This window comes from Alkalibaculum bacchi, assembly GCF_003317055.1.
Lineage (GTDB): Bacteria > Bacillota > Clostridia > Eubacteriales > Alkalibacteraceae > Alkalibaculum > Alkalibaculum bacchi.
Genome location: NZ_QNRX01000014.1, coordinates 1 through 12,220, shown reverse-complemented (window position 1 = coordinate 12,220; position 12,220 = coordinate 1). Strand labels below are relative to the sequence as shown.

General features: G+C 36.0%; 13 protein-coding genes. 3 read left to right on the top strand and 10 right to left on the bottom strand.

The features are described 5' to 3' along the window. Nucleotides 1–30 precede the first annotated feature (30 nt). Together DES36_RS10510 and DES36_RS10505 are read right to left on the bottom strand one after the other, a co-directional pair. On the bottom strand, nt 31–198 hold the full coding sequence (locus tag DES36_RS10510; protein ID WP_113921160.1) for a CDIF630_02480 family spore surface protein: 168 nt from the start codon (nt 196–198) through the stop codon (nt 31–33). Nucleotides 199–373: 175 nt separating this feature from the next. Then, a complete protein-coding gene (locus tag DES36_RS10505; protein ID WP_113921159.1) occupies nt 374–730 on the bottom strand; it encodes a DUF134 domain-containing protein in 357 nt (118 codons plus the stop codon). A gap of 186 nt (nt 731–916) precedes the next feature. Between DES36_RS10505 and DES36_RS10500 the strand changes: the two genes are divergently transcribed. Next, on the top strand, nt 917–1,270 hold the full coding sequence (locus DES36_RS10500; protein ID WP_113921158.1) for a NifB/NifX family molybdenum-iron cluster-binding protein: 354 nt from the start codon (nt 917–919) through the stop codon (nt 1,268–1,270). A gap of 240 nt (nt 1,271–1,510) precedes the next feature. Here the strand turns inward: DES36_RS10500 and nspC are convergent, their stop codons facing one another. From nspC to pyrR, 8 genes are all read right to left on the bottom strand, one after another. Further along, complete coding sequence (gene nspC / locus DES36_RS10495; protein ID WP_113921157.1) at nt 1,511–2,644, bottom strand: carboxynorspermidine decarboxylase; 1,134 nt, start codon at nt 2,642–2,644, stop codon at nt 1,511–1,513. Beyond that, the gene (locus DES36_RS10490) at nt 2,644–3,843 is read right to left on the bottom strand and encodes a saccharopine dehydrogenase family protein (RefSeq protein WP_113921156.1); all 1,200 of its coding nucleotides are present in this window, start codon (nt 3,841–3,843) and stop codon (nt 2,644–2,646) included. Before DES36_RS10490 ends, nspC begins: the two co-directional genes overlap by 1 nt. Nucleotides 3,844–3,859: 16 nt before the next feature. After that, nucleotides 3,860–4,705, bottom strand: coding sequence for an agmatinase (gene speB, locus DES36_RS10485; protein ID WP_113921155.1), 846 nt, complete (start codon nt 4,703–4,705; stop codon nt 3,860–3,862). 3 nt (nt 4,706–4,708) lie between these two features. Then, nucleotides 4,709–5,560: a polyamine aminopropyltransferase gene (speE, locus tag DES36_RS10480; protein WP_113921154.1), complete on the bottom strand. Its 852-nt coding sequence runs from the start codon at nt 5,558–5,560 to the stop codon at nt 4,709–4,711. A gap of 24 nt (nt 5,561–5,584) precedes the next feature. Then, entirely contained in the window at nt 5,585–7,033 is a 1,449-nt protein-coding gene (locus DES36_RS10475; protein WP_423230758.1) for an aminotransferase class I/II-fold pyridoxal phosphate-dependent enzyme, read from the bottom strand. Nucleotides 7,034–7,048: 15 nt separating this feature from the next. Continuing rightward, entirely contained in the window at nt 7,049–7,816 is a 768-nt protein-coding gene (gene speD / locus DES36_RS10470; protein WP_113921153.1) for an adenosylmethionine decarboxylase, read from the bottom strand. A gap of 633 nt (nt 7,817–8,449) precedes the next feature. Next, nucleotides 8,450–9,088 (bottom strand): HAD-IA family hydrolase, encoded by a 639-nt coding sequence (locus tag DES36_RS10465; protein WP_113921152.1) that lies wholly within the window; start codon nt 9,086–9,088, stop codon nt 8,450–8,452. 198 nt (nt 9,089–9,286) lie between these two features. Then, nucleotides 9,287–9,820 (bottom strand): bifunctional pyr operon transcriptional regulator/uracil phosphoribosyltransferase PyrR, encoded by a 534-nt coding sequence (gene pyrR, locus DES36_RS10460; RefSeq protein ID WP_113921151.1) that lies wholly within the window; start codon nt 9,818–9,820, stop codon nt 9,287–9,289. A 423-nt stretch (nt 9,821–10,243) separates the two neighbouring features. Here pyrR and DES36_RS10455 point away from each other — a divergent pair, with 423 nt between their 5' ends. After that, a complete protein-coding gene (locus tag DES36_RS10455) occupies nt 10,244–10,513 on the top strand; it encodes a hypothetical protein (protein WP_113921150.1) in 270 nt (89 codons plus the stop codon). A 21-nt stretch (nt 10,514–10,534) separates the two neighbouring features. Continuing rightward, nucleotides 10,535–12,031, top strand: coding sequence for a 4Fe-4S dicluster domain-containing protein (locus DES36_RS10450; protein ID WP_113921149.1), 1,497 nt, complete (start codon nt 10,535–10,537; stop codon nt 12,029–12,031). Nucleotides 12,032–12,220: the final 189 nt, after the last annotated feature.

Genomic DNA, 12,220 nt, shown 5'->3' with positions numbered 1-12,220 from the left:
TATTATACAAAAACAAGGCTCGTAAGAGCCTTATTTTTGATTTGAATCTACATATTCCTTTGCGTTTCTCACTTGTTTTTCATCAGGCACATTAACCTGTGATTGGTTTAATTGCTCCTTTGAATTTGCCCATGCTGCAGTGTCGTGATTTTCTATAGGTTTTTGCATATGCTTTTCTTTGTATCTATTTTTAGCCATTTTTCCCTCCACTTTTACTGTATTTTACTTTATTCTTTGCTGTCCGAGAAAAGTTATTCCAGGTAAAGAATATTATTATGCTATGTCAGATATTTTATATAAAAAGGAGAGGTAATAAGAAACCAATAGATTCTACTGCATATTCTAAGAAGTTTAATTCATTAAAGATTTTTTATTAAAACTTTTGTTTGCATTTCGCTTCACTGCAACAGGATTTGCCACATGGCTTGATGGTCTCATTACATAATTGATATTCCCCACCAGCAATATGAAGGACTTTGCCATTTACTAAAAATTCAGCAAGCTTTTTTCTAGCATTATTATAGATAGCCTGTACTGTAGTGCGAGCTACATTCATCCTAAGAGAACACTCTTCTTGATTCAATCCCTCAAAGTCGATTAACCTTATGGTCTCATATTCATCTACGGCCATAATAAGGTGATTATTCTCATCATTTTCTACGTCAAGTGGTCCAAATTTGCTATTATCCGGAAGACAACAAACTCTTCTACATTTTTTTGGTCTTGGCATAATTACCTCCTAATTTATTTAAAACGATTATGTGTTATTTCCTATTTTAAATAAGTTTTTTATAAAATGAATTATTAAATTTATTGACATATGTCAATAACGCTACTATAATTATAGTATAGCAAATATATTGAAAAAGTGGTATCTATTATCTAATTAATTTATTACTATTTAGGAGGGTTTACTATGAAAATTGCTTTACCATCTCGTCAAAATCGAATTGATGATCATTTTGGGCATTGTGAGTACTTTACAGTCTTCACAATAGAAGGCAAAGAGATTATATCTGAAGAAACGATTACATCACCTGAAGGTTGTGGATGTAAGTCAAATATTGCACAGCAATTAGCTCAAATGAACGTTACCATGATGCTTGCAGGCAATATGGGTGAAGGTGCTGTAAACGTCTTAAATCGCTCTGGAATAAAAGTAATACGGGGATGTTCTGGTGATGTAAGAGAAGTAGCATTAGCTTATATCAATGGGACACTAATAGACTCTGGAGTAGCCTGTGCTGCACACGAGCACGGCTGTCATTAAATGCTTTAGTCGCTAGACACTAGCCTATTAGTCTCTAGCATTAGGGTATTCCTTTAGGTCTCCATTGCTACAGATTTATAAACTATAATATACAAAAAACACATTAGGGGCTTTTGCAGTTGCACATTCTTTGCTGCAAATTTTATGTAAAGCTAATAGCCACCAGTGGTGCCCATTAGGGGAAACGACGCGAGCGTCGTTCCCTAATTTTTTCTGCTTTCCGCATTCAGCTTTCAGCCTTTACGAAAGTCTTCCCTTAAAATCCTCATAACCAAATTGGCGTACGATTTTGTTTTCTCCATCTATTCCTTGAATCGCTATAGCAGGTAGTGGCATACCATTAAAGGTGTTGTTTTTAACCATACTGTAATGAGCCATATCACAAAATATTAGTTTATCTCCTTCTTTAAGGGGTTCATCAAAAGAATAATCGCCGATAATATCTCCTGCTAAACAGGTTGGACCTCCGAGCCTATAGGTATACTTTTTTTCATTTGGCAGTTTAGCGCCAATAATTTCTGGTCGGTAGGGCATTTCTAGTACATCTGGCATGTGGCAAGCTGCTGAAGTGTCTAATATAGCAATGTCTATTTTATTGTGCATGGTCTCTAGAACAGTAGTCACTAAATATCCTGTGTTTAGAACGACTGCTTCCCCAGGCTCTAAATACACCACTACATCATATTTTTCTCTAACTCGAATAATCTCAGAAACTAAAGTTTCTATATCGTAATCTTTTCTCGTAATATGGTGACCGCCACCTAAATTAATCCACTTCATCTGCTTCATATAAGAACCGAACTTTTCTTCTGCTACTCGAAGAGTGGTTACTAAATCATCCGAATTTTGTTCACATAATGTATGCATGTGAAGTCCTTCTAAATCTCCTAGTTGGTCAGGATAAAAATGTTCAATAGTTGTACCTAAACGAGAACCGGTAGCACAGGGATCGTAAATTTCATGTCCTTCTTGAGTAGACCATTCAGGATTAATCCGAAGTCCGCAAGAGCGCTCTTTTTTTAAAGCACGAGGACCAAATTTTCGCCACTGAGAAAAGGAATTGAAAATAATATGATCGCAAATTTCTACGATTTCAATAAATTCTTCTTCTTTATAAGCAGGGGAAAATACGTGATTTTCCCCACTAAAATGTTCATGGCCTAGTTTGGCTTCATAAAGCCCACTAGCTGCTGTACCACATAGATATCTTGAAATCAAAGGGTACATGCTAAACATAGAAAAAGCCTTTTGTGCTAGTAAAATCTTGCATCCGCTGCGATCCATAACATCTTTTAGTACCTCTAGATTAGAAATCACTTTTTTTTCATCTACTACATAACAAGGTGTAGGTAGATCATAAAAACGATCTTTCATTAGTCCACCAACTCTGGATTAAAGTCTTCCTTCCAAGGAAGTCCCCATTTATTTAAGGCTTCCATAAATGGATCTGGATCAAATTGTTCGATATTGAATACCCCTTCGCCTTTCCATGTTCCAGTCATGAGCATCATAGCTCCGATCATAGCTGGTACGCCTGTAGTATAGCTGATGGCTTGGCTTCCAACTTCTCTATACGATTCTTGATGATCGCAGACATTGTATACATAATAAGTTTTTGGCTCTCCATCCTTTATTCCTTTAAAGATGCAACCGATATTCGTCTTACCTACTGTACGAGGTCCTAAAGATGCAGGGTCTGGAAGAACAGCTTTTAAAAACTGTAAAGGCACAATTTGCTTTCCTTCAAATTCAATTGGTTCAATAGAAGTCATCCCTACGTTTTCTAAGCATTTTAAGTGAGTAAGATAGCTTTGTCCAAAAGTCATAAAGAATCGGATTCGTTTGATTCCCTTAATATTTAAGGCTAGACTTTCTAGTTCTTCGTGGTGAAGAAGATACATGTCTTTTGTGCCCACTTCTGGAAAATCATAAACCCTTTTAATTTCCATCGGCTCTGTTTCAATCCATTCCCCATTTTCCCAATAGCTTCCATTTGCGGTTACTTCACGTATATTGATTTCAGGGTTAAAATTTGTCGCAAATGGATAACCGTGATCTCCACCATTACAATCTAAAATATCGATCTCATGTATTTCATCAAAATAATGTTTCATAGCGTATGCAGAGAAGACTCCTGTTACTCCTGGGTCAAAACCACTTCCTAAAAGAGCTGTAATGCCTGCTTCTTTAAATTTATCTTGATATGCCCATTGCCATTTGTATTCGAATTTAGCGGTATCAAGAGGCTCATAATTTGCTGTATCTACGTAATTTGTCTTTGTCGCTAAGCAAGCATCCATTATGGTCAAATCTTGATATGGTAGTGCTAGATTTAAAACTACATCAGGTTTAAAATCATTGATTAATGCGATCAACTCGTCTACATTATCTGCATCTACTTTTGCAGTAGATATTTTTGTCTTTCCACCTTGTAGTTTCTCCTTCAGTTCATCGCATTTTGAAACCGTACGACTGGCAATGCAAATTTCTTCAAATACTTCTGAATTTTGGCAACATTTGTGAATTGCAACACTTGCTACGCCACCACAACCTATTATTAATGCTTTTCCCATTTTTCTACCTCCAATATCATTTGTTTTTAATACTCAATTCTAACAACAATTCTCTCATAATTTTTAAAGCTACGGCAGTAGAAACTCCACTTTGATCGTAAACAGGACACAGCTCGTTGATATCACAGGCTACAATATCTAGTTTACATACTTTTCTCACTGCCTCTAACAATTGTAAAAAATTCACTCCCCCAGGTTCAGGAGTACCTGTACCTGGAAAAACAGATGGGTCTAATACATCTAAATCTAAAGTAAAATAGATGGGCTTGCCCTGTAAAGACATAATGACATCCTCTAGTCCCATAAAATCAAACTTTTGTAAGTGTACATGGTCTTTTGCCCATTCAAACTCAACTCTTTCCCCTGAGCGAATACCAAACTGAAAAATCCGCCCATCTCCAACCAAATCCCAAGCTCGTCTCAAAACCGTAGCATGAGAGAGCGTAGCTCCTAAATAATCATTTCGCAAGTCTGTATGGGCATCAAAATGGATAATATGCAAATCCGAGTGTTTACTATGAGCAGCTCTAAGTGCACCTAAAGTGACTAAATGCTCTCCACCGATCATAACCGGCAATTTATGATCCTTTAAGATTTGTGCTGTTTTTTCTTCGATAGCGTCTAATGCTGACTTTGGATCACCAAAGCACAATTCTAAATCTCCATCATCACAAACCTTTTGGTCTTCCATGTCTGCATCTAAATAAGGGCTATAAGTCTCTAAGCCAAAGGATTCTGCTCGCATGGTTCTACTAGCAAAACGAGTTCCTGGCCGAAAGCTTGTAGTAGAGTCGAAGGGAGCTCCAAAAATTACGATATCTGCTTGTTCATAGTTTGTCTCACATCCAAGAAACTTCTCCATAGTTTACTCCACTTCCCTGATTAGTTCTTCTACATAAGTAGGCAATGCGAAGGATGCTTTATGCAATTTTGTATTGTAATACCGGGTTTTAAGACCTAGTTCTTCCCACTTTTGACAATCTAAATCCTTCACAGGATGGTATTTCTTAGAGGAAAATCCAAACAACCAATGACCAGAAGGATAAGTAGGAATATGAGCCTGATACACTCTGCACAATGGAAAACTAGTAATCACCCTCTTGTGTATTTGACGAACGGCAGAGGCATCTAATGGATAAAAGGGACTCTCATGCTGATTAGATAAAATGCCATCCTCTTTTAGGGCCTTATTGCAATTGCCATAAAATTCTTTTGTAAACAGCCCTTCTCCTGGACCAAAAGGATCTGTAGAATCTACAATGATAAGATCATAGTAATCCGTAAAACGTCTAATATAGCGTAAACCGTCTTCATAGTGAATTTTGACTCTAGAGTCATCTAAATCAGAAGCTACTGTTGGCAAATGCTCTTTGCACACCTGCACTACCTGCTCATCAATTTCAACTAAATCGATGTGCTCTACGCTTTTATAGCGACATAGCTCTCTTACTGCTCCTCCATCTCCTCCTCCGATAATGAGGATATTTCGAGGATTGGGATGAACGGCCATAGGCACATGGACGATCATTTCATGATAAATAAATTCATCCTTTTCCGTTAACATCATAAATCCATCTAAGGCTAAAAAACGCCCAAAATCTTCTGATTCAAAGACTTCTATTAGTTGAAATTCACTTTGTCCAGAATAAAGCTGACGTGTTACTCCTATAGATAAACCAACATTTTCTGTGTGCTTTTCTGTAAATACTAGATTCATAATACCCCTCCTTTCTGTTTCTAGCTAGCTTAAAACATTTAAATATTCTAATTCTAAGTCTTCAGGACCTGTTAAAGAACCGCCCTTTTCCTTGATGTACTTTATATAATCTAAAATTTCTCTTGTTATTCGCTCTCCAGGAGCGAGTATTGGAATACCTGGTGGATAACACATAACGCACTCTGCACAAATATAACCTGCTGTTTCTCCAATAGGCAAGGACTTGGTATCTGCATAAAATGCTTCGTTAGGAGTGGTTGCTACTTGTGGGCTGATATACTCCATTTTTAACATTCCGGATTTATCTCTTTTATAAAGGCGTCTTATTTCAGCTAATGCGCTAATCAAACGCTCTATATCTCGTTGTCTATCCCCCACCGAAATATAAGCTAATATATTTCCAAGATCCCCAAATTCTATTTGAATGCCATACTCATCTCTTAAAATATCGTATACTTCTAAACCTGCTAATCCTGTGTCAAAAGTGTTAATGCTAAGCTTAGTATGATCAAAATCAAATACAGAATCTCCATTGACGATTTCTTTAGAATAAGCGTAATAGTCCCCTATTTCATTGATTTCTTTCCGCGCGTAATCTGTTAAGGAGCATACTTTTTGGAAGATATCCTCACCATTTAGATACAAGTTTTTTCGAGACAAGTCTAAACTAGACATAAGCAAGTAAGAGCCACTCGTTGTTTGAGTTAAATTGATAATCTGTCTTATATATCCTTCACTCATATTTGGTCCAATAACCAGAAAAGAACTTTGGGTTAATGAGCCACCTGACTTGTGCATGCTGATACTCGCCATATCTGCTCCAGCAGCCATAGCATTTGTAGGCATATTTTTGCCAAAATAAAAATGAGTTCCATGAGCCTCATCTGCTAAAACATACATATTATATTGGTGCGCTAACTTTGAGATTTCCTTAATATTTGAGCAGATACCATAGTAGGTTGGATTATTGACAAAAACGGCTTTGGCATCTGGATTTTCTAAAATTGCTTTTTTGACATCTTCAAGTCTCATGCCAAGAGAAATCCCTAACCGTTCATCTGTCTGTGGATTGACATAAACAGGTATTGCGCCACAGATAATAAGTGCATTGATTACGCTACGATGCACATTTCGAGGCAGGATGATCTTTTCTCCCCTTTTACACACACTCAAAATCATACTTTGAACAGCTGATGTAGTCCCATTGACCATAAAAAATGCATGAGCTGCACCAAAAGCTTCTGCCGCCAACTCTTCTGCTTCTTTTATTACAGATATAGGATGACATAGATTGTCCAAAGGTTTCATAGAATTTACGTCTAATTCCATACACTGTTTGCCTAAAAAATTCGTCAGCTCTGGATTGCCTCTGCCCTGTTTATGACCTGGTACATCAAATGGAACTACTCTTTCTGATTTGAATCTTTTTAAAGCTTCGTAGATAGGGGCTTTTCTTTGTCTTTCAATAAACACTACTGTCACCTGCCTTTATTTTATATTTTGACCATAGTATATGTCGAGCATTTCTTTGCGTAAGCTATCTTTGATTTCATTTCGTTTATCTATAGATAATTCCTCTTCCTTTTTGTTGAAGAGGTAGTTTTTTAGTTCTAATTCTTTTAAAAGCATTTTTGTATGGAATAAATTTGCTTCTTTTACATTGATATCTACTTTTTCATACTTTTCAAGTGTTGAATTTGCAATATAATCCTGAATGGAATTGATCTCATGATCCATAAATAATTTTTCCCCATTTACATCTCTTGTAAACCCTCTTACTCGATAATCCATTGTAATGATATCTGAATCAAAGCTATCAATCAGAAAATCTAAGGTACTCAATGGAGTAATTTCTCCACAAGTGGCTACATCGATATCGACTCTAAATGTAGCGATAAAGGTATCCGGATGATACTCTGGATAAGTATGAACGGTTACATGGCTTTTGTCTAAATGAGCTACTACGGCATCTCCTCGCATTCTCAGGCTATTTATAGCCTTTTCTGCAATAAGAATTGTAACACTAGCCCCTTCTGGATCATAATCCTGCTTTGAGATACTTAGTACTTGAGCCCCAATCATATCCGTCAAAGAAGTCAAAATGCCCGTAAGACGTTCTGAATTGTATTCCTCATCGATATAAGCTATGTACTCTTGTTGTTCCACAGCACTTTTTGCATAACAGACATCATATATGTTAAAACTTAATGATTTTGTTAGATTATTAAATCCGTATAGTTTAAGTTTTTTTTCCATTTATCAATCTTCTTTCTATTAGTAGGATAAGACTAGGCTTATAGCGTTAAATACGCAAGAACACTATTTATTATTTCCTTCCTTATATACAATCATACGCTTTGTTGAACGATGGTGAACGGTAGTTCAACAATCATTAAACAATTGTAAAATATTTCTCGCCACAGGCGAATTTCCGCTTTCAGCTTTTCGCATAAAAAAAACAAGTTTATATGTTACTCACATAAACTTGGTCTTCAATCGAATAAAATAATTCAAAACTCTATTGCCACATAGAAATAGTAGCATAAATTTTGTCCTCAGAGGCTAAGAGTTTATATAGCAAAGAATTACTTTTACTACTCTTATTGATTGATCCACAAGTTTAATGTGCTGCGATACACCTGGCTATTATTAGCCAACTTATCAAAATGAGCGTAACACTCAACCAATAAGGCAACAAAGTTGCCATTTCCGGCTTTTGACCCAGCTGTCCGTATGGCTATAAACTCTTTAAAAAAGAGATGGTCAAAAATTCTTTCTAGTAAAAACAATGAGAAGGCTCTTGCCTCTTGTCATATAAAGAACATTATAAAGAATCAAACAACAATTTACAAGCATTTTCTCGTAATATGTCGAAGAATATTTTATACATTATTTTGTTTGGACAATAGAAATCAAATCCTTCATAGTAGACAATAAATGTTTAATTCCATGCTCTTTTGCTAGTTCTATAGAGTTTGATTGCCAACCAACAAGGGCGGGTAGTACACCAGCATTTTGAGCACAAATCATATCAATACTTGCATCTCCTACATACATTGTCTCTTTTGGTTTGCTATCTAATAAGATCATAGCCTTTTCAAGAGGTTCCTTGTGAGGCTTTGGATTAACTACATCATCTGCAGTAATGATGCACTTAAAAAAATGCGCAATATCAAACTGCTCTAGTGCTTTAAGAGTACTATCTTTAAGCCTTGAAGTAGCAATACCCAATTTATATTCTTTTTCATATAGGTATTTTAAGGTCTCATATACTGAATCATATAGACTGACCTCATTATCAAACCGCTTTTCTTGATAATTTCTATAGGTTCTTAAAACCTCATCTACATCGTATTCCTTATAATCCCTACTAATAACACTAGCTAGTGGCTCTCCAAAAGTAGATAAGATATATTCTTCATTATATTCCTTATTGTACACCTGACATATGTGTTTAAATGAGTTTTTTACCAATTCTGTCGTTTCTAATAAAGTTCCATCAAAGTCAAAAATAATTGTAGTAATCATAAGTTCTCCTGTTTCTATATGTATTTTAAAATTATTATATTACCTAAAAGACACTGAATTTATAGTTCAGTGTCTCAGTTGTATTGCGGAAAGTGGAATGTGGAAAGCGGAAGCTCGTCTATAGGAGTGAGCGGTTTGAAATGATTGCTTTCCAACCGTTTAACCATTGTTCAACGATTGTTTAACAATCGTTTCAAATTATTGTTTCGTCAAAACGACTTCGTCTTTTCCATCTATATCTGTTGTCAGAACATGTACAATTTCATCCTTAGACGTTGGCAGGTTTTTTCCTACAAAATCTGGTCGAATGGGCAATTCTCTATGGCCTCTATCAACCATAACAGCTAATTGAACTTTTTGTGGGCGACCATACTCCATAACCGCATTCATGGCTGCACGGCAAGTTCTACCTGTATAAATAACATCATCTACTAAGACTACTGTTTTGTCTTTTACTTCTACTTTCAATGCATTGTTTACACGAGGCTGTTCTGTCTTTTTCTCTAAATCATCTCTATAATATGTGATATCTAATACATCTACAGGAATTTTTTCTCCTTCAAATTTTTCAATGTTTTCTGCTATGCGACGAGCGAGAGGTACTCCCCTTGTCTTTATGCCAATAATAACTAAGTTTTTTACACCCTTGTTTTTCTCAATAATTTCATGAGCGATTCTAGTCAATGCCCTTTTCATTGCCTTCTCATCTACAAGTATAATTGAATCTTTCATCATAAATTCTCCTGCCCCATATTTTAAATTTCTTTTGTATAGTATACCATATATTCCTCTTAATCAATCAACTCAAACAATGATTTTTCCTTACTTTACACTTTAAAATCCTGTATTTTACATTTTCAATTCTACACTGCCTTTAAAGTTCCGCATTCAGCTTTCAGTATTCGGCTTTTTCGTTTTTTCCAGTCCAACGAACTAAACGACTAACCATCTAATCATTGTATAAAAAATGCATTATAATACATTGAATTACAAATCAGTTTTGTATATAATAAGTTTTCTTAGGATTGAAAATATTATTTACAATACGAGTGAATAGATGAAAAGAAATTGTCAATAATATAATAATCTAGTAGTTTAATTGCTCGATATTGTTTATAATATAACTAATATCATTCAATCTAAGGGGGCAAAATAATGAAATTAGAAATATGTGTGGGGTCTAAATGTACGATGTTCGGTGCAGATCATATTATACAAAGTGTTGAGGATTTGCAGGAAACCGTCTTAAAAGATATGGAGATTGCAGAAGGCTTCGAATTAGAAGTATCACTAGTAAAATGCAACAATAGATGTAAGGATGAAGGGGATGTTTATCCTAAAGTCTTTATCGATGGCGAAGTGATTAACAATGCTCACAGCCAGATGGTAATGGCTAGGATTCTGGAGGCAGCCAGAAAAGAATAAAAGTATTACATGGAGGTTTAGATGAAGGAAAGTTACGTTGATGTAATAAATATTCGAAGGATGGTATTCTCAGAAATTGCTCGATTGGCCTATGAAGATGGCGATTTGACCAAATTAGGAGATTCAACATACGCCTTATTGCCTGGTGAAAGGGCAACATACCGAGAGAGTATTTTTAGAGAGAGAGCTGTAGTTGGAGAAAGACTCCGTTTAGCCTTGGGTTTAGATGTAAGAAGTGCAGCAAATATGGGACCTATTGAAGAAGGTATTGACAAAATTAATCTAGATTATAGGGTTTATGAGCCACCTCTAGTCAACGTGATTCCTTTTGCATGTGAAGCATGTCCAACAAAGACTGTATGGGTTACAAACAATTGTAGAAAATGTCTTGCACATCCATGTACTAATGTGTGCCCTACAAATGCGGTGAGTATTGAAAAAAATGCAGCCTTTATCCATCAGGACAAGTGTATTAAATGTGGCAAATGTATTAGTGCCTGCCCTTATGCAGCTATAACTCAATACGAAAGGCCTTGCGCTGCTGGTTGTGGTGTAAACGCCATTGGTAGTGATGAATTAGGTAGAGCAAAAATATTTCACGACAAATGTGTATCCTGTGGAAGATGTATACAAGAATGCCCATTCGGTGCCATAGCTGATAAGTCTGAAATTTATCAATTAATCAAATCCATTCAAAGTGGAAAAGAAGTCTATGGTATCATCGCTCCATCCTTTGTAGGACAGTTTGGTGCATTGACAAGTCCTTCACAAGTAGTAGAGGCGATCAAAGAACTTGGAATCACTGAAGTTGTCGAAGTAAGCTTAGGTGCAGATATTACAACTGTCAACGAAGCAAAAGAATTTATTGAAGAAGTACCTGAGCACAGACCCTATATGGGGACAAGTTGCTGTAGCTCGTGGAGTTCTATGGTGAAAAAGTTTTATCCTGATCAATACCAGTATATTTCGGACTCTTCAAGTCCAATGGTATACGCAGCTCAATATGTTAAGAGAAACAATCCAGATGCTCTTGTGGTTTTTATTGGACCTTGTATTTCTAAAAAACTAGAAGCACTTGAAGAAAACGTAGCTGAGTATGTAGATTTTGTTATTACTTTTGAAGAACTCATGGGTATGTTTATTGCAAAAGACATTGAGCCATCTGAAATCCAAGTAGACGAAGAAATTCAAGATGCCTCTGTCACAGGAAGAGGATACGCAATAGCTACAGGCGTAGCTAGCGCTGTAGAAGCTATGATCAAAGAATTAGATCCAGATAAAAAGATAGAAATTGAAAGTGCCAATGGTTTACATGATTGTGTAAAACTCATGAAACAAGCCAAGGCAGGCAAGAAAAATGGATGTCTAATAGAAGGTATGGCCTGCGAAGGCGGCTGTATCGGCGGACCTGGTACTCTTACTTCACTTCCACGAGCAAGAAAAAGTGTCACCAAATTCTCTAATGAATCTATCTATAAGACACCATCTGAAAATGATAAAATTCAGTCTAAAAAATAAAGAAGAGCAATCAGCGCTCTTCTTTTTTTGCTCTAATTTCTATGTTAAAGCATTTTAGATACGAACAGTCGCTATATAAAATGACTGGAAGGGTCGTCAGATTGTGTGAAAATAAGCTTTTTATGCCACGTTTGGACACGATAATATTACATTTTGAACCCATTTTTGTTTGTTTTTGGTGATATTCAA